Origin of the sequence: Pseudomonas sp. TAE6080 (assembly GCF_018732265.1) — a bacterium.
In the GTDB taxonomy this organism is placed as follows: domain Bacteria; phylum Pseudomonadota; class Gammaproteobacteria; order Pseudomonadales; family Pseudomonadaceae; genus Aquipseudomonas; species Aquipseudomonas brenneri.
Genome location: NZ_JAHIDY010000006.1, coordinates 120681 through 137680, shown reverse-complemented (window position 1 = coordinate 137680; position 17000 = coordinate 120681). Strand labels below are relative to the sequence as shown.

Sequence of the window (17000 nt, the reverse complement as noted above, 5' to 3'; positions counted from 1 at the left end):
TACTTTGATTGCGTCATGGCCGGCAATTTAGGCCGTGACAGCCACCCAAGCAAGCGCTTGGGCAAAAGTTATGAGCAGAGTTTACAAACCAAGCGCTTGCTTGGTAGTCTCGACCCAGCGATTTTCCAGAGAAGGACGTCCCATGGACAAGACCGTTCGTATCGGCTGCGCCAGTGCATTCTGGGGCGACACCTGCACCGCCGCCGCGCAGTTGGTGCACGGCGGCGCCCTGGATTACCTGGTGTTCGACTACCTGGCGGAGGTCACCATGTCGATCCTCGCCGGGGCGCGGATGAAGGATCCCCAGGCCGGCTACGCGACGGACTTTGTCGAAGTGCTTGCGCCATTGCTCGCCGATATCCAGCGCCAGGGCATCCGCGTGATCAGTAACGCCGGCGGCATCCACCCCCAGGCCTGCGCCGCGGCATTGCAGGCCGCCTGCGACCAGGCACGGGTGCCGCTGAAAATCGCCGTGGTGCTGGGCGACGACCTGCAACCGCAGTTCAAGCAACTGCAGGGCATCAGCGATATGTTCAGCGGCGCGCCGTTGCCGGCGATGTGCGTGTCGACCAATGCCTACCTCGGCGCGCCGGGCATCGTCCAGGCCCTGCAACTGGGCGCCGATATCGTCATCACCGGGCGCGTAGTGGACAGCGCGGTGGTCAGCGCGGCCCTGGTGCATGAATTCAACTGGTCGTGGCAGGACTACGACCGACTGGCCCAGGCCGCGCTGGCCGGGCATATCATCGAATGCGGCGCGCAGTGCACCGGCGGCAACTTCACCGATTGGCGCGAGGTGCCGGACTACGAGCACATCGGCTTCCCGATTGTCGACGTCAGCGCCGACGGCCAGTTCACCGTCAGCAAAGCTGCGGGCACGGGCGGGTTGATCAGCGAACTGAGCGTCGCCGAACAACTGCTGTATGAAATCGGCGACCCCCGCACCTATCTGCTGCCGGATGTGATCTGCGACTTCAGCCAGGTCACGCTGGAGCAACAAGGCGAAAACCGCGTACGCCTGCGCGGTGCCAAAGGCCTGGCGCCGACCGATCAGTACAAAGTCAGCGCCACCTACCCCGACGGTTTTCGCTGCACCGCCAGTTGCCTGCTGGCCGGCATGGATGCGGTGGCCAAGGCCGAGCGGGTCAGCCAGGCGATCATCAACAAGACTTCGCAACTGTTCAGCCAGCGCGGCTGGGCGCCCTATACCGAGGTCAATATTGAATTGCTCGGCAGCGAAGCCACCTACGGCGCCCACGCCCGGCGCCAGGATTGCCGCGAGGTGGTGCTCAAACTGGCGGTGCGCCACCCGAACAAACAAGCGCTGGTGCTGTTCGCCCGGGAAATTGCCCAGGCAGCCACCGGCATGGCGCCGGGCCTGACCGGCATCGTTGGCGGCAGGCCCACCGTGTATCCGCTGATCCGCCTGTTTTCGTTCCTGATCGATAAGCGCGCCTGCACCTTGAGCGTCGACTTCCAGGGCCAGTCCCACACCTGCGAGCTGCCGGCCACGGCCGCCTTAGGCACACCCCACGCCCCCCTCGACCCACCCCGGCCCGAAGGCCGCGCCGACGCCAGCGTGCCCCTGGTCAAACTGGCCGTGGCGCGCTCCGGTGACAAGGGCAATCACAGCAATATCGGCGTGATCGCGCGCCGGCCCGAATACTTGCCGTGGATTGCAGAGGCGTTGACGCCCGAGGTGATCGTCGACTGGATGAGCCACGTCCTCGACCCAGTGCATGGGCGCGTGGAACGCTGGTACCTGCCCGGCAGCCACAGCCTCAATTTCCTCCTGGAAAACGCCCTGGGCGGCGGCGGTATCGCCAGCCTGCGCATCGACCCACAGGGCAAGGCCTTCGCCCAGCAACTGCTGGAAATACCGATTGCCGTGCCCCGCCACCTCGCCGATCAACTCAACTAAGGGACTCTCGCCGTGGCCTTCGACTCGATCTTCAAAGCCGACCTGTTCCTGGGGCAGACCATTATCGTCACCGGTGGCGGCAGTGGCATCGGCCGCTGCACCGCCCACGAACTGGCAGCCCTCGGCGCCCATGTGGTGCTGGTGGGGCGCAAGCCGGAAAAACTGCAAGGTGTCGCCCAGGAAATCAGCGATGACGGTGGCCGCGCCAGTTGGCAGGCCTGCGATATTCGCGATGAAGAGGCGGTGAAGGCGCTGGTCAGCCAGATTATCGAGCAGCATGGACCAATCCACGGCCTGGTGAACAACGCAGGTGGCCAATACCCCTCGCCCCTGGCGTCGATCAATCAAAAAGGCTTTGAAACGGTGCTGCGCACCAACCTGGTGGGCGGTTTCCTGATGGCGCGTGAGGTGTTCAACCAATCCATGAGCAAACCTTCTTTGGGAACAAAAGGCGGCGCCATCGTCAACATGCTGGCCGATATGTGGGGCGGCATGCCTGGCATGGGCCACTCCGGCGCGGCACGCTCGGGGATGGACAACTTCACCAAGACCGCCGCGTTCGAGTGGGGCTACGCCGGGGTGCGGGTCAATGCCGTGGCGCCAGGCTGGATCGCCTCCAGCGGCATGGACACCTACGAAGGTGCGTTCAAGGCGGTGATCCCGACCCTGCGCGAGCATGTACCGCTCAAGCGCATTGGCACCGAGTCGGAAGTCAGCGCGGCGATTGTGTTCCTGCTCAGCCCCGCCGCCGCGTTCGTCAGCGGCAGCACCCTGCGCATCGACGGCGCCGCCAGCCTGGGCAGCCGTGCCTGGCCGCTGCACAAGGCCCAGCCGCCGAGCCCGTCCTTCAATGGTTTCCACCGTGCCTACCTGCCGGATGTGCTCAAGGAGGGCCAATAAACCATGCCGGTCATCGACTCGCTACTCGACGCCCATAGCCCACAGTTCACACAGAACCGCGAGGCCATGCTCACGGCCATCAACCACCTGCGCCAACTGGAACAGAACCTGTTGGACAAGGCCGCCGAAGCCAAGGGCAAGTTCGACAAACGCGGCCAACTGCTGCCCCGCGAACGCCTGAACCTGTTGCTCGACCCCGGTGCGCCCTTCCTCGAACTGGCGAGCCTGGCCGGCTACAAGCTGCACGACGACAAGGACGGCAGCGCCGCCGGTGGCGGCTTGATTGCCGGTATCGGCTATGTCAGCGGCGTGCGCATGCTGGTGGTGGCCAATAACAGTGCGATCAAGGGCGGCACGATCTCGCCATCGGGCCTGAAAAAATCCCTGCGCCTGCAACAGATCGCCATGGAAAACAAACTGCCGGTGGTGACGCTGGCCGAAAGCGGCGGCGCCAACCTCAACTACGCCGCCGAGATTTTCGTCGAAGGTGCGCGCAGCTTTGCCAACCAGGCACGGATGTCGGCCATGGGCCTGCCGCAGATCACCGTAGTCCACGGCTCGGCCACCGCTGGCGGTGCCTATCAACCGGGACTTTCGGATTACGTGGTGGTAGTGCGCGGCAAGGCCAAGCTGTTTCTGGCCGGCCCCCCGCTGCTCAAGGCGGCCACTGGCGAAGTGGCGACGGATGAAGAACTGGGTGGCGCCCAGATGCATGCGCAAACCGCCGGCACCGCCGAATACCTGGCGCAAAATGATGCCGACGGCGTGCGCATCGTGCGCGAGATTGTCAGCCTATTACCGTGGGACGACCGGCTGCCGCCCCTGCCGGTGCGGGCCTACGCCGAGCCGCTGTACCCGATTGAAGAGTTGCTGGGGCTGATCCCCGACGACCCGAAAAAGCCCTACGACGCACGGGAAATCATCGCGCGCATCGCCGACGGCTCCAACTTTCTCGAATTCAAGGGCGAGTACGATCCCCACACCGTCTGCGGCCACTTGCAGATCCAGGGCCGCGCCTGCGGGTTTATCGGCAACAACGGCCCAATCACCCCCAAGGGCGCGAGCAAGGCCGCGCAGTTTATCCAGCTGTGCGACCAGAGCCAGACCCCGCTGCTGTTCTTCCACAACACCACCGGTTTTATGGTCGGCACCGAATCCGAACAACAAGGGGTGATCAAGCACGGCGCGAAGATGATCCAGGCGGTGGCCAATGCCCGCGTGCCCAAGCTGACTGTGGTGGTCGGCGGTTCCTACGGCGCCGGCAACTATGCGATGTGCGGCCGCGGCCTGGACCCGCGCTTTATCTTTGCCTGGCCCAACAGCCGCACCGCCGTGATGGGCGGCGCCCAGGCCGGCAAAGTGCTGCGCATTGTCACCGAGGCCAAGCAATTGAAAGACGGCCTGGTGCCCGACCCCAAGATGCTCGACATGCTCGAACAGGTCACCGCACAGAAACTCGATAGCCAGTCCACGGCCCTGTATGGCAGCGCCAACCTGTGGGACGACGGGCTGATTGACCCACGGGACACCCGCACCTTGCTGGGTTACCTGCTGGATATCTGCCAAGAGGCCCAGGTACGCCAATTGCAACCCAACAGCTTCGGCGTCGCGCGCTTTTAACGATCAGGAGAACAATAAAAATGATCTTCACCCAGGAACACGAAGAGCTGCGTCGTACCATACGGGCTTTTGTCGACCGCGAGATCAACCCCCATGTCGACGCATGGGAAAAAGCCGGGCGCTTCCCGATCCACGAGATTTTCCGCAAGGCCGGTGACCTCGGCCTGCTGGGCATCTCCAAGCCCGAGAAGTTCGGCGGCATGGGCCTGGACTACAGCTACTCGATTGTCGCCGCCGAAGAGTTCGGCACCATCCACTGCGGCGGTATCCCGATGTCCATCGGCGTGCAGACCGATATGTGCACCCCGGCCCTCGCACGTTTTGGCTCCGATGAGTTGCGCGAGGAATTCCTGCGCCCGGCCATCAGCGGCGAACAAGTCGGCTGCATCGGCGTCTCGGAAACCGGCGCCGGCTCCGACGTGGCGGGCTTGAAAACCCACGCACGCAAGGATGGCGACGACTACGTGATCAACGGCAGCAAAATGTGGATCACCAACTCCCCCAGTGCCGATTTTATCTGCCTGCTGGCCAACACCTCGGACGGCAAGCCCCATATCAACAAGTCACTGATCATGGTGCCGATGAACACCCCCGGTATCAGCGTCAGCCCGCCCCTGGAAAAGCTCGGCATGCACAGCTCGGAAACTGCCCAGGTGTTTTTCGATGATGTGCGCATCCCCCAGCGCAACCGCATCGGCCATGAAGGCGCGGGGTTCATGATGCAGATGCTGCAATTCCAGGAGGAACGGCTGTTTGGCGCAGCCAATATGATCAAGGGCCTGGAATCGTGTATCGACAGCACCATCGCCTACTGCAAGGAGCGCCAGACCTTCGGCAAGGCCTTGATCGACAACCAGGTGATCCACTTCCGCCTGGCCGAACTGTCCACCGAAATCGAATGCCTGCGTGCGCTGGTCTACCAGGCGACCGAGCAATACATCAAGGGCCAGGACGTGACGCGGCTGGCCTCGATGGCCAAGCTCAAGGCCGGGCGCCTGGGCCGTGAAGTCAGCGACAGTTGCCTGCAATACTGGGGCGGCATGGGTTTTATGTGGGACAACCCGGTGGCCCGCGCCTATCGCGATGTGCGCCTGGTGTCGATTGGCGGCGGTGCCGACGAGATCATGCTGGGGATCATCTGCAAACTGATGGGCACGCTGCCGGGTAAAAAGTCGTGAATGCCTGCGAGACGCTGATGCTGGAGCCGCACAACGGCGTGCTGCACATCACCCTCAATCGCCCGCAGAGCCGCAATGCCATGAGTTTGCAGATGGTCAGCGAGCTGCGCACGGTGCTGGCGGATGTCGCGCGTGACGAGCAGGTGCGGGCATTGGTGATCAGCGGCGCCGGTGGGCATTTCTGTGCCGGCGGTGATGTAAAGGACATGAGCCGTGCGAGCAGCCGCGAGGGCTTGCGAGATCTGAACCGGGTGTTTGGTGCGCTGCTGCAAGAGGTCCAGGCATTGCCGCAGGTGGTGATCGTGGTGTTGCAGGGTGCGGTGTTGGGCGGTGGTTTTGGCCTGGCGTGCGTTAGCGACATTGCGATTGCCGATCACCAGGCGCAGTTCGGCTTGCCGGAAACCAGCCTCGGCGTGCTGCCGGCACAGATCGCACCCTTTGTGGTGCAGCGTATCGGCCTGACCCAGGCCCGGCGCCTGGCGTTGACGGCGGCGCGGTTTGACGGGGTCGAGGCGCAGCGCCTGGGGGTGGTGCATTTTGTCGAGCATGATCCCCAGGGGTTGGCGCAGCGCCTGGATGAGGTGTTGGGCCAGGTGTTGCGTTGTGCGCCGCGTGCCAATGCGATGACCAAGGCGTTGCTGCTGGAGAGTGTGGATCAGCCGTTGGGCCCGTTGCTGGATCGTGCGGCTGATTGGTTTGCCGAGGCGGTGACCGGGGAAGAAGGCATTGAGGGAACGCGGGCGTTTGTCGAGAAGCGCAAGGCCAGGTGGGTGAGTTGATCTTGAAAACGCCACATCCCCTGTGGGAGCTGGCTTGCCTGCGATGCGGGCACCTCGGTCTGTCAGGGATACCGAGGTGATGCAATCGCAGGCAAGCCAGCTCCCACATAAGCCAACACCTGCGCAACCAATCAAACAGGGACCGAACATGCCCAGTTTCAATAAAATACTGATCGCCAACCGCGGCGAAATCGCCTGCCGCATCCAGCGCACCGCCCAGGCCCTGGGCTACCGCACCGTGGCAGTCTATAGCGAGGCCGACGCCAACGCCCTGCACGTCCACATGGCCGACGAAGCCGTCAACATCGGCCCAGCCCCGGTGCAGCAGTCCTACTTGAACATCCCGGCGATCCTCGACGCCGCGCGCCTCACCGGCGCCGATGCGGTCCACCCCGGTTATGGTTTTCTGTCGGAAAACCCCGAGTTCGCCAAGGCCTGCATCGCCGCCGGCCTGGTATTCATCGGCCCCAGCGCCCACGCCATCGAACTGATGGGCAGCAAGCGCCTGTCGAAAATCGCCATGCTCGCCGCGGGTGTGCCGTGCATTGCCGGCTATCAGGGCAGCGCACAAGACGACGCCACCCTGCAAAACGAGGCCGAACGCATCGGCTACCCGCTGATGATCAAGGCCAGTGCCGGCGGCGGCGGACGCGGCATGCGCTTGGTGCATACGCCTGCGCAACTACTAGAACAGTTGCACACCGCACGCTCCGAAGCCCTGAACGCGTTTGGCAGCGACGAGCTGATTCTGGAGCAGGCGTTGATTGCGCCACGCCATGTGGAAATCCAGCTGTTCGGCGACGCCCACGGCAACCTGATCTACCTGGGCGAGCGTGATTGCTCGGTGCAGCGCCGCCATCAGAAGGTCATCGAAGAAGCGCCCTGCCCGGTCATGACCGCCGAGCTGCGCCAGGCCATGGGCGAGGCGGCGCTCAAGGCCGGGCGCGCGGTGGAGTATGTCGGTGCTGGCACCGTGGAATTCCTGCTGGACCAGAACGGGCAGTTCTATTTCCTGGAAATGAACACCCGCCTGCAGGTGGAACACCCGGTCACCGAACTGATCACCGGCCTGGACCTGGTGGATTGGCAACTGCAAATCGCCGCCGGCCTACCCCTGCCGTTGCGCCAGGAGCAGGTGACGCTGACCGGCCATGCCATGGAGGTGCGACTGTACGCCGAGGACCCGGCCCAGGGTTTCTTGCCACAAACCGGCGAGGTACTGCGCTGGGAGCCGGCGGCCGGCGTCAGGGTCGACCATGGCTTGCAGGCCCCGCAGCGCATCAGCCCGTTCTATGACCCAATGCTGGGCAAGATCATCGCCCATGGCGCCACTCGCGAAGAGGCGCGGCGCAAGCTGCTGCGCGCGGTGCAGGACTGCGTGTTGCTGGGGGTTCCCAGCAATCAGCGGTTACTGGCGGACCTGCTCCAGCATCCACAGTTTGTCGCGGCAGATTTCAGCACCGGGTTTATCGCCGAACACTTCAGCGATATTGCCCGCCCCGCCATCAGCGAAGAAGCGCTGGCACTGGCCGCCGCCCTGTTCTATCGGCACAGCTCGGCAGTGCATCGCCCGGCCCTGGCGGGCTGGCGCAACAACGCCAACGTGCCCTGGACCTACCGCCTGGGCATCGATGAACACCGTCACGAGGTCAGCGTGCGGCTATTGGCGGACGATCATGTGCAAGTCGCCAACATCGATATACACATCCGCCACAGCGACGGGCGTTGGGCCAGCCTGGACATCAATGGCGTTCGGCGACGGGTTGCCTATCACTTGCAAGGCACCCATCTCTGGCTGTTGCACGCCGGCAACAGCCTGTGCGTGAGCAATCAGACACAAACCGTGGCCAGTCGTGAAACGCCAGCCAGCAACGGTACGGTCAAGGCGCCAATGGACGGGGCCATCATTCTGGCGCAGGTGCGCGAAGGCGATAGGGTGAGCAAAGGCCAACTGCTGCTGGTGCTCGAAGCCATGAAAATGGAGCACCCGCTCAAGGCGGGCATCGACGGTGTGGTCAAGGCCATTCACGTCACCGCAGGCGATCAGGTGCGCAATCGCCAGGTATTGCTGCAGATCGAGTAGCCCTGGGCGGAACTACCAGGCTTGGCTACGCTCTATCCCCATCAGAAAGGGATGAGTACGGGAACCTGCGATGCCTCATTGGCTGATTATTGATCTTGAAGCCACAACGGATGAAGGCGGCTGGCCCGTGTCGGAGATGGAAATCATCGAAATCGGCGTGAGCCTGGTCAACCGTCAAGGCCGCGAACTGGATCACTTCCAGCGCTTCGTGCGGCCTTTGCGCCGGCCGTTGCTGACGCCGTTCTGCCGCCAGTTGACGCACATCAGCCAGGCCAGTATCGACAGCGCGGCGCCTTTGACCGAGGTCTGGCCGCTGTTCGAACGCTGGCTGGGCCAGCACCATCCGCGCCTGGAAGGCTGGGCCAGTTGGGGCGACTACGACCGCCAGCAACTGGAACTGGAGTGGCAGCGCCATGGCTTGGCCAGTGTGCTTGGCCAGACACGCCATGTGAACCTCAAACAACGCTTCGCCAAGGCCCGGCGCCTGGACAAGCCGCTGGGGCTCAATGGTGCGTTGCAACTGGCGGGCATGCAGTTCAACGGCCAGCAACACCGGGCACTGGAAGATGCGCGTAACACGGCACGCTTGCTGCCGTTGATTTTGCCCGTGTAGAAGGCATACTGGCCGGCCTTTCTTGCCCCTTTTTTCGAGGATTCACCCATGTTCAAAGTCAATGAGTACTTCGACGGCACCGTCAAGTCGATCGCTTTCGGTACCCCGCAAGGCCCGGCGACCATCGGCGTCATGGCACCGGGTGAATACGAATTCGGCACGGCCCAGCGGGAAATCATGCACGTGGTCTCAGGCGCGTTGAGCGTCAAGTTGCCAGGTAGCGATGCCTGGGAAACCTTTGCCGCCGGCAGCCAGTTCAATGTGCCTGCCGACAGCAAGTTCCAGCTCAAAGTGGCCGTGGACACTGCCTACCTGTGCGAATACCGCGGCTAAGCCTTTACCCCGCGCAAAAAAATGCCCGTCTCTGTGAGACGGGCATTTTCTGTGAAGCCTGGTTTACTCCAGGATCGTCACCGGCATGCCGACTTCCAGGCGGCCAACCCCATCATTGACCAGGTTCTGGCCGAACATCACGCCATCGGGCTCTTTACGGTAGGTTTCCAAGGTTGCCAGCGGCTGACGGTCAGCACTGCGCTCACCGGTTGCCGGGTCGATGGTGGTGAGGATGCAACGGGAACAGGACTTGACCACCCGCAACTCCACATCGCCAATGCGGATACGCTTCCAGCCATCCTCGGCAAAGGCCTCGCTGCCTTCAATCACCAGGTTGGGGCGAAAGCGCAGCATTTCCATGGGCCGACCGATACGCTGCGACAGATCGTCGAGGGACGCCTGGCCAATCAGCAACAACGGAAAACCGTCAGCGAACGCAACCTGGTCATCATCCTTGCCATAACCAGCCGCCGTGGTGCGCGCGCGCTCCAGGGGCACCTGTACCAGCCGGGTCGGTTTGCCGATAAAGTCGCTGACCCAGCGTGCCGCTTCATCGCCGGCATCGGGAACCCGCAAGGTGTCGCGCCAAATGGTGACACCACGCAACTCGGCGTCAGCGCCGGGCAACGCCACCTCCAGGGTGGGCCGGCCGGCACCGCTCAAGGTCAGGCCACCGCTGGCATTCCAGAGTGCCGACAGCTGGCTCATCTGCGCCACCGCCCGCTGGGTCAGGAAACGCCCGCTGGCCTCATCCACCAACATCCAGCGTCGATCCCCGTCCAGCCCGAGTTTATCCAGGCCGATATGCGCCAAGGTTTCTGCCTTGCCTGACTTCAAGGGGTACCGATACAACGCACTGAGACGAAGCATGAGCCTGGGTTCCTGTGAGCAAAAACGTCACCCTATACGAGGCCGCTGGCAGAATCAAAATATCCGCTGGCATTCGAGGCCACCATCACCTGTAGGCCCCGGCAGGGGATCAGGCCGGGATTTCATCCAGCATCAGGCGCTGGCGCACCACGTCCACCAGTTTGTCGGGCTGGAACTTGGAGAGGAAGTTGTCGCAACCGACCTTCTTCACCATCGAGTCGTTGAAACTGCCAGACAACGAAGTGTGCAGCACCACATAGAGACCGCGCAGGCGCGGGTCGTTGCGGATCTCGGTAGTCAGGCGGTAGCCGTCCATCTCGGGCATTTCGGCATCGGTGAAGATCATCAACAGTTTGTCGGTCATCACCACACCGCTGTCCGCCCACGCCTTGAGCATGTTCAAGGCCTTGAGGCCGTCACTGGCGATATGCATCTTGACCCCCAGTTGCCCCAGGGTGTCGCGCAGTTGCGACAAGGCCACATTGGAGTCATCCACCAACAGCACTTCGCGGCCACGGGCCCGTTCGAGCACCGGGTCTTCGAGCTTTTCCCGGGAGACCTTGGCGTTGTAGGGCACGATCTCGGCAAGGACTTTTTCCACGTCGATGATCTCGACCAACTGCTCATCCACCTTGCTGATCGCCGTGAGGTAGTGCTGGCGCCCGGCGCTGGCCGGCGGCGGCAGGATCGACTCCCAGGTCATGTTGACGATACGGTCGACGCCGCCCACCAGGAAGGCCTGTACCGAACGGTTGTACTCGGTAACGATAATGGTGCTGTTAGGCCCCGGCACCAGTGGGCGCATGCCGATGGCCTGGGACAGGTCGATCACCGGCAAGGTCTGGCCGCGCAGGTTGACCACGCCGCAGACAAACGGGTGGCGCTGGGGCATCAGCGTCAGCTTGGGCAATTGCAGGACTTCCTGCACCTTGAACACGTTGATCGCGAACAGCTGGCGCCCTGCCAGGCGAAACATGAGGATCTCCAGGCGATTCTCACCCACCAATTGCGTGCGTTGATCTACCGTGTCGAGAATGCCGGCCATTGAAGACTCCTGGGGTGCGCTGAAAGATTTGCTGCTTACTGGAAGAGGTTATCGGCAAACAGTGCCAGACCTTGACCCCCGCTAAAATGCCACGCAAATGCATTGATGTCACACTGACATCATGCTTTACTGAAGTCATCTCACTGCCAGCCCGTCAGCCACGCGTGACCCTCAAAACACCACGAGGTTCCACGCCATAGGGGATTCCCCTAGTCACAATCGGGTCCAACCTGATATTCGCGATATCCAATAGCCATTAATGTGACGCCATTCTCATTGCATGAATGGAGTCAGGCTTTTGTTTGCTATCGCAAGCCCACGGCCCAAGGGCCTTCCAGGCATTAACACCTGGGCAATCGAAGTGATGCGAATGCCTCTGGATGTTTCTACTGCAAGCAGCGCCAGCAGTCACGACGCTCATCAGTCAAATAAAAGTACTACTAAAAAATCAGAAACGAACTACAGATTCCGGTCATATTTCGGCGCTAGTTTGCAGCTATTACGCCAGTACTACATCTCACTATCTGACCGTATGTTGTGGAGACTTTCATGATGAACGACGGTAAAGAGTGGCAAGATGCACTTCCCGAGTTCCTTCTGGAGGCCGAAATGCTGCTGGCCAAGTCGGAGGAATGCTTGAGCCACCTGCATTTGATCCGCAACGACAACGATGCTATCGACTGCATGAAAAACAGCCTGACCCGGCTGGCCGAGAAAGCCGACGCCATGGCGCTGGAAGTCATCGGCAATTTTTCGCGGCATATCCAGGCCCTGATCAGCAATGCCCAAAACCCGGTGCAACTGCATGATGCGGCGCTCTCAGCCCTGCATGACTGTCTGACATTACTGGCCTGGCAATTGGAATTGATCGATTTCAAGACCGGCAAGCTCAGCCTGGATGAAGCGGAACAAACCACGCTGATTGAAACCGTCGCCCGGCAGATCCCACAGAAGGACATTGGCAGCTCCTGTCGCCAATCCATGCCCCACGCCTCCTGAACAGGCCTCGCGGTTAATCCGGGCATGCCAGTGGGTGCCCAACTAGTGCCCGAGCAGGTATTTAGCCAGCCAACTATCAATGAGCCAGCATTGGTAATAACGATGCAAGACAAGATTAATAATACAACTAGCCACCGTTGAACTAAGCACCGTTCCAGGCGACCAGCGGTAATTGTTGATGGTACTATTGCCGCGCTCGAAGTGGCTGACCGGCATGCTGTAAAACCCCCGAGAACGCCTTCGAACTCTTATCAGACTCAATATGCTTTTCAAACAGAGCCCAGTCAGCGGTCGTGACCGGTCTACCCGCAGCGAACACCCATCGGCTCCATCTGCTATGTACACCAGCCCCAAGTCACTCATCGCCAGATTCGGATCCCGAAGCAGTACCCGCTGGATCACGCTTGGCCTGTGCCTGTGCGCGACCCTTGTCAGCCTGTGGGTATATGCCCACCAGGCTCCGCTGCCGATACTCCTGCTACTGCTCAACCTCGCCATCCTGGCCGCCGTTGGCCTGCAGCGTTGGCGCTCGCGCAAGTCCATCAAGTTTCAACCCCAGGAATTGGCAGACCGCTTGTTGCAAGTCCAGGAAAACGAGCGTCATCGCCTTAGCCGCGAACTGCATGACGATATCGGTCAACTGCTGACTGCCGCCAAGCTGCAATGTGACTGGCTCCAGCGTCGCCTGCCGGCAGAGTTGCAGGGGCAGTGCAATGTGCTGTGTAACACCCTCAACGAAACCCTGGCCAAGGTGCGCGACGTCTCGGCCATTCTCAACCCCCGGCAGCTGGCCAGCCTGGGCCTGGAAGCAAGCCTGCGCGCGCACCTGCTCAAGACCCTGGAAAACACCCCTGTGCACTGGAGCCTGGAATGCCAGCAACGCCTGGCCGGAATTCCGGAAGAGATGGCGGTGGCGGCCTTTCGTATCACCCAGGAGGCCGTGACCAACATGCTGCGCCATGCCCAGGCACGCAACCTGCTGGTGCGCCTGCAACGCCTGCCCCAGGGGTTGTCACTGTTTATCAGTGATGACGGCCAGGGATTCTCGCCCGCTACCGACCCCGGCCTGGAGGGGCAACGAGGCATGGCGGGCATGTCCGAGCGCATTGATCAACTGGGAGGCACGCTGTCCGTCAGGAGCCAGCCCGGTTCCGGGACGCGGATCGAGGCGCTTTTCCCCTGGGCGCCCCGCGCCCTCGAACGGGCCAGTACGCCTAAGGTTTTAGAGTGACCTGCAATTTACTCCTGGTGGATGACCACGCACTGATCCGGGCCGGCGTGCGTGCGCTGATCCTCGATATCCCCGGCTACGCCGTGATCGGCGAAGCCAATGATGGCGCGCAGGTGCTGGCACAATTTACTGCCTTGCAGCCCGATATCGTCCTGCTGGACCTGTCGATGAAACACACCAGCGGCCTGGATGCGTTGCAGCAACTCAAGCACGCCTACCCCAAGAGCAAAGTGCTGATCCTCTCGATGCACACCGACCCGCAGTTGATCATGCGTGCCCTGGAGTCAGGCGCCCACGGCTACCTGCTCAAGGACACCACCGCCAACGAGCTGGAGCATGCGTTGCTGGCCCTGCGCAATAACGAGCGCTACCTGAGCCCGGCCATCGCGCACACGGTGATCAACCAGGCCTTGATCCACAGCCAGTCGCAAACCACGCAGCCGGTGCAGCGCCACAACCTGACCGCACGCCAATTGGAAATCCTGCGCCTGATCGTGCGCGGCAAGTCCACCCGGGAAATTGCCCACGGCCTGGGCCTGAGCATCAAGACCGTGGAAGCTCACCGCTCGCAAATCATGAAGCGCCTGCAGATTTTCGATGTCGCCGGCCTGGTGCTGTTTGCCGTGCGCGAGCAGATCATCAGCCTGGACGATTAGCCAGCAACGGTGAGTCCAGCGGCAAGTGCACCTGCAAGGCCTTGGGCAAGGCACGAAAGTGCAGATCATTGCCTTTGAGCGGTTCGCCATCGAGGTTGATATCCAGCCCTTCGGCCACCTTGATTTCCACCCACGGCAGGCGTGCCCGCACAAACAGGTTGTCCAGGCCCCAGCCGTCGGTCATCAGGCTGCGCAAGGTGCCGACCACTTCCTGGGGTGCCGGCAGAATGCTGATATCCAGCAAGCCATCATCGGCCAGCGCGCCAGGACACAGTTCATGCCCGCCACCGGCCTGGCGACCGTTGCCGATCCCCAGCGCCAGCAACTCACCGCGCCAATGAAAGTCCGGCCCCACCAGTTCTCCGTAGGCCGCCCGCAACTCGCTGAAGCGCGACAGGCCGGTAAACAGATAAGCCGCGCCGCCCAGCACCTTTTTCAGGTCCTCGGAGGTGTTGGCCGTGACCTGGCTGCCAAAGCCGCCGGTAGCCATGTTGAGGAAAACCTGCCCGCCCACTTCCCCCAGGTCAATGGCGTGCGGTGCAACGTCCAGCAGTTCCAGGGCCAGGTGCGGCTCCAGCGGCACACCGGCCGCACGGGCGAAGTCATTGGCGGTGCCCAGGGGCATCAGCACCAGGCTGGCGTCAGTCTTGGCGCGAGCCATGGCCTCGGCCACATCGCGCAACGTGCCGTCGCCACCACCCGCGATCAAGCGTGTGTAACCAGCCTCCAGGGCCTCATCCACCAGGCGCTGGGCATCGCCGCCCTCCCAGGTGACGCGAACTGCCAGCTCCCAGCCCTGCTCACGCTTGCCTTGCACTGCCGCTCGCACGTCTTCATTGAGGGCTTGCTTGCCGTGCAGAATCAGCAGTGCCTTGGGTGTGCTCATGGGGTGAAGCTCCTATCGTTGCAGGGGACCTGAGGGATGTTGACCTTCGACAAGCGGAAAAAAGCCATTGGGCTGTCAATTAATTCTTCAGCCCAGCAGTTCACTCAGGGGAATGAAGTTAACCCGGTCACCGATGGCCAATGTGGTGCCTTCCAGGACTTCTACCAAACCCTCGGCCCAGGCGGCACTGCGCAAGACACCGGAACTCTGGTTCTGGTAGATCACCGCCCGCCCTTGCTCAAGGCGCCCGCGCAGGTATTCGCGACGATTGCCCGGTTTGGCCCAGACGAATCCCACCGGCACCTCGAAACGCAGGGGCTGCACCGCTTCGACACCCTGGCGGCGCAGCAGGTAGGGCCGTGCCAGCAGGGCGAACGTGACCAGGGTGGACGCCGGATTCCCCGGCAGACCGATCACCGGCACACCGCGAAAATGGCCGAATGTCAGCGGTTTACCAGGCTTGATCGCCAGCTTCCACAAGGCCAACTCACCCTCCTCGCGTAGAGCGATACCGAGGAAGTCGGCCTCCCCCACCGAGACACCGCCGGTAGACAGAATCAAGTCCACCGCACCCAGTGCGCCCAGGCGGGTACGGGTCAACTCCAGGTCATCGGGCAAGATACCGGCGTCGATCACCTCGCAGCCCAGGCGTTGCAACCAACTGCACAACACTCGGCGGTTACTGTTGTAGATCTGCCCCGGCCCCAACGGCAGGCCCGGCTCGATCAACTCGTCGCCCGTCGACAACACCGCCACACGCACGCGGCGCACCACAGGCAGTCGGTCGCGACCCAAGGAGGCTGCCAGGCCCAGTTCAATCGGCCCCAGACGCGTGCCGGCAGCCAGGACTTCTTCACCGACAGTTGTCTCCTGGCCTTTGGGGCGGATGTTTTGCCCTGGGTGCAGTGCTTGGGTAAAGCTCACGCGCTGATCGGGCTGCACCTCGACGTTTTCCTGCATTTCCACGCAGTCGGCCCCTTCGGGTACCGGGGCGCCGGTGAAAATCCGCGCACAGGTACCTGGCGCCAAGGGCTCAGGGGCCTGGCCGGCGAAGATGCGCTGGCTCACTACCAGCGGTTCCCCCGCCCAATCGGCGGTGCGCAAGGCGTAGCCATCCATGGCACTGTTGGGCCAAGGCGGCAGGTCGAGGGTGGACACCAGCGCCTCAGCCAGCACGCGCCCGTCGCACTCGGCCAAGGGTAGGTGTTCCTGCTCACGGATCGGCGCAGCCTCGGCCATGCTCAACAGCCGCTCAAGGGCCTCTTCCACGGGCATCAACGCACCGGTTTTGCCGGGCTTATCCACGAGATTCACACGGCTCGGCGAGCTTGAGGTGCGGCACGAAATTGCACGGGCGATGGCGCGCATCCAACTGTTCGGCGAGGATCCCGTCCCAACCGGTACGCACCGCATTGGTAGAGCCCGGCAGGCAGCACACCAGGGTGCCATTGGCCAGGCCGGCCAAGGCACGGGACTGTACGGTGGAGGTGCCGATATCGGCGACCGATATCTGCCGGAACAGCTCGCCAAACCCGTCCACTTGCTTGTCCAGCAAGCAACTGACGGCTTCCGGGGTGCTGTCGCGACCAGTGAAGCCGGTGCCGCCGGTGATCAGTACCACTTGCACCACATCCTCGGCGATCCAGTGCGCCACTTGCGCACGGATTTTGTAGAGGTCATCTTTGAGCAGTACCCGTTCGGCCAGGTGATGGCCCGCCGCGAGCAGGCGGTCGACGAAGACCTGCCCGGAGGTGTCGGTTTCCAGGGTACGGGTGTCGCTGACGGTCAGTACAGCGATGTTCAGAGGTACGAAAGGCGCATCAGCCTTGGCTTTCATGGCTCGGTCCGGTTGTCGAAGGAACAGCCCGATGTTATATCACAGCCCC

Annotated in this window: 15 protein-coding genes and 1 pseudogene; 11 read left to right on the top strand and 5 right to left on the bottom strand. The window is 62.4% G+C overall.

Going from position 1 to position 17000, the window contains the following annotated elements:
- Positions 1-142 precede the first annotated feature (142 nt).
- From KL786_RS07075 to ppnP, 8 genes are all read left to right on the top strand, one after another.
- On the top strand, positions 143-1921 hold the full coding sequence (locus KL786_RS07075; protein WP_215517143.1) for an acyclic terpene utilization AtuA family protein: 1779 nt from the start codon (positions 143-145) through the stop codon (positions 1919-1921).
- Positions 1922-1933: 12 nt separating this feature from the next.
- A complete protein-coding gene (locus KL786_RS07070; RefSeq protein ID WP_215517142.1) occupies positions 1934-2821 on the top strand; it encodes an SDR family oxidoreductase in 888 nt (295 codons plus the stop codon).
- Between the two features lie 3 nt (positions 2822-2824).
- Positions 2825-4441, top strand: a complete 1617-nt coding sequence (gene atuC, locus KL786_RS07065) for a geranyl-CoA carboxylase subunit beta (protein ID WP_215517141.1) — start codon at positions 2825-2827, stop codon at positions 4439-4441.
- 20 nt (positions 4442-4461) lie between these two features.
- Positions 4462-5619, top strand: a complete 1158-nt coding sequence (gene atuD, locus KL786_RS07060) for a citronellyl-CoA dehydrogenase (protein ID WP_032862768.1) — start codon at positions 4462-4464, stop codon at positions 5617-5619.
- A gap of 17 nt (positions 5620-5636) precedes the next feature.
- Entirely contained in the window at positions 5637-6398 is a 762-nt protein-coding gene (locus tag KL786_RS07055) for an enoyl-CoA hydratase/isomerase family protein (protein ID WP_215517173.1), read from the top strand.
- Positions 6399-6546: 148 nt separating this feature from the next.
- Positions 6547-8481: an acetyl/propionyl/methylcrotonyl-CoA carboxylase subunit alpha gene (locus tag KL786_RS07050; RefSeq protein WP_215517140.1), complete on the top strand. Its 1935-nt coding sequence runs from the start codon at positions 6547-6549 to the stop codon at positions 8479-8481.
- A 70-nt stretch (positions 8482-8551) separates the two neighbouring features.
- A complete protein-coding gene (locus KL786_RS07045) occupies positions 8552-9094 on the top strand; it encodes a 3'-5' exonuclease (RefSeq protein WP_215517139.1) in 543 nt (180 codons plus the stop codon).
- A 48-nt stretch (positions 9095-9142) separates the two neighbouring features.
- Positions 9143-9427, top strand: a complete 285-nt coding sequence (gene ppnP / locus KL786_RS07040) for a pyrimidine/purine nucleoside phosphorylase (RefSeq protein WP_215517138.1) — start codon at positions 9143-9145, stop codon at positions 9425-9427.
- A gap of 63 nt (positions 9428-9490) precedes the next feature.
- On the opposite strand, the gene KL786_RS07035 is transcribed toward ppnP, so the two are convergent.
- Positions 9491-10297 carry an MOSC domain-containing protein gene (locus KL786_RS07035; RefSeq protein WP_076963792.1) on the bottom strand — a complete coding sequence of 269 codons (807 nt, stop codon included), beginning with the start codon at positions 10295-10297 and terminating at the stop codon, positions 9491-9493.
- Positions 10298-10406: 109 nt separating this feature from the next.
- A complete protein-coding gene (locus KL786_RS07030; protein ID WP_065942574.1) occupies positions 10407-11342 on the bottom strand; it encodes a chemotaxis protein CheV in 936 nt (311 codons plus the stop codon).
- Between the two features lie 552 nt (positions 11343-11894).
- On the opposite strand from KL786_RS07030, the gene KL786_RS07025 reads away from it, so the two are divergent.
- The 3 genes from KL786_RS07025 to KL786_RS07015 all read left to right on the top strand — a co-directional run bounded on the left by KL786_RS07025 (position 11895) and on the right by KL786_RS07015 (position 14228).
- On the top strand, positions 11895-12341 hold the full coding sequence (locus tag KL786_RS07025; protein ID WP_390898761.1) for a hypothetical protein: 447 nt from the start codon (positions 11895-11897) through the stop codon (positions 12339-12341).
- A gap of 337 nt (positions 12342-12678) precedes the next feature.
- Positions 12679-13572 carry a sensor histidine kinase gene (locus KL786_RS07020; RefSeq protein ID WP_215517136.1) on the top strand — a complete coding sequence of 298 codons (894 nt, stop codon included), beginning with the start codon at positions 12679-12681 and terminating at the stop codon, positions 13570-13572.
- Complete coding sequence (locus KL786_RS07015; protein ID WP_032862776.1) at positions 13569-14228, top strand: response regulator transcription factor; 660 nt, start codon at positions 13569-13571, stop codon at positions 14226-14228. Before KL786_RS07020 ends, KL786_RS07015 begins: the two co-directional genes overlap by 4 nt.
- Here the strand turns inward: KL786_RS07015 and yegS are convergent.
- From yegS to moaB, 3 genes and pseudogenes are all read right to left on the bottom strand, one after another.
- Positions 14190-15114, bottom strand: a pseudogene (gene yegS, locus KL786_RS07010) (lipid kinase YegS); the annotation flags it as partial. The gene KL786_RS07015 and the pseudogene yegS sit on opposite strands and share 39 nt — an antisense overlap.
- Positions 15115-15201: 87 nt before the next feature.
- Entirely contained in the window at positions 15202-16428 is a 1227-nt protein-coding gene (locus KL786_RS07005) for a molybdopterin molybdotransferase MoeA (protein ID WP_215517135.1), read from the bottom strand.
- On the bottom strand, positions 16412-16951 hold the full coding sequence (gene moaB, locus KL786_RS07000; protein WP_215517134.1) for a molybdenum cofactor biosynthesis protein B: 540 nt from the start codon (positions 16949-16951) through the stop codon (positions 16412-16414). Before moaB ends, KL786_RS07005 begins: the two co-directional genes overlap by 17 nt.
- Positions 16952-17000: the final 49 nt, after the last annotated feature.

Excerpts from the sequence above, each read along its gene's own strand:
- KL786_RS07075 (WP_215517143.1), top strand. The coding sequence starts at position 143 with ATGGACAAGACCGTTCGTATCGGCTGCGCCAGTGCATTCTGGGGCGAC.
- atuC (WP_215517141.1), top strand. The coding sequence starts at position 2,825 with ATGCCGGTCATCGACTCGCTACTCGACGCCCATAGCCCACAGTTCACA.
- atuD (WP_032862768.1), top strand. The coding sequence starts at position 4,462 with ATGATCTTCACCCAGGAACACGAAGAGCTGCGTCGTACCATACGGGCT.
- KL786_RS07055 (WP_215517173.1), top strand. The coding sequence starts at position 5,637 with ATGCTGGAGCCGCACAACGGCGTGCTGCACATCACCCTCAATCGCCCG.
- KL786_RS07050 (WP_215517140.1), top strand. The coding sequence starts at position 6,547 with ATGCCCAGTTTCAATAAAATACTGATCGCCAACCGCGGCGAAATCGCC.
- KL786_RS07045 (WP_215517139.1), top strand. The coding sequence starts at position 8,552 with ATGCCTCATTGGCTGATTATTGATCTTGAAGCCACAACGGATGAAGGC.
- ppnP (WP_215517138.1), top strand. The coding sequence starts at position 9,143 with ATGTTCAAAGTCAATGAGTACTTCGACGGCACCGTCAAGTCGATCGCT.
- KL786_RS07035 (WP_076963792.1), bottom strand. The coding sequence starts at position 10,297 with ATGCTTCGTCTCAGTGCGTTGTATCGGTACCCCTTGAAGTCAGGCAAG.
- KL786_RS07030 (WP_065942574.1), bottom strand. The coding sequence starts at position 11,342 with ATGGCCGGCATTCTCGACACGGTAGATCAACGCACGCAATTGGTGGGT.
- KL786_RS07025 (WP_390898761.1), top strand. The coding sequence starts at position 11,895 with ATGAACGACGGTAAAGAGTGGCAAGATGCACTTCCCGAGTTCCTTCTG.
- KL786_RS07020 (WP_215517136.1), top strand. The coding sequence starts at position 12,679 with ATGTACACCAGCCCCAAGTCACTCATCGCCAGATTCGGATCCCGAAGC.
- moaB (WP_215517134.1), bottom strand. The coding sequence starts at position 16,951 with ATGAAAGCCAAGGCTGATGCGCCTTTCGTACCTCTGAACATCGCTGTA.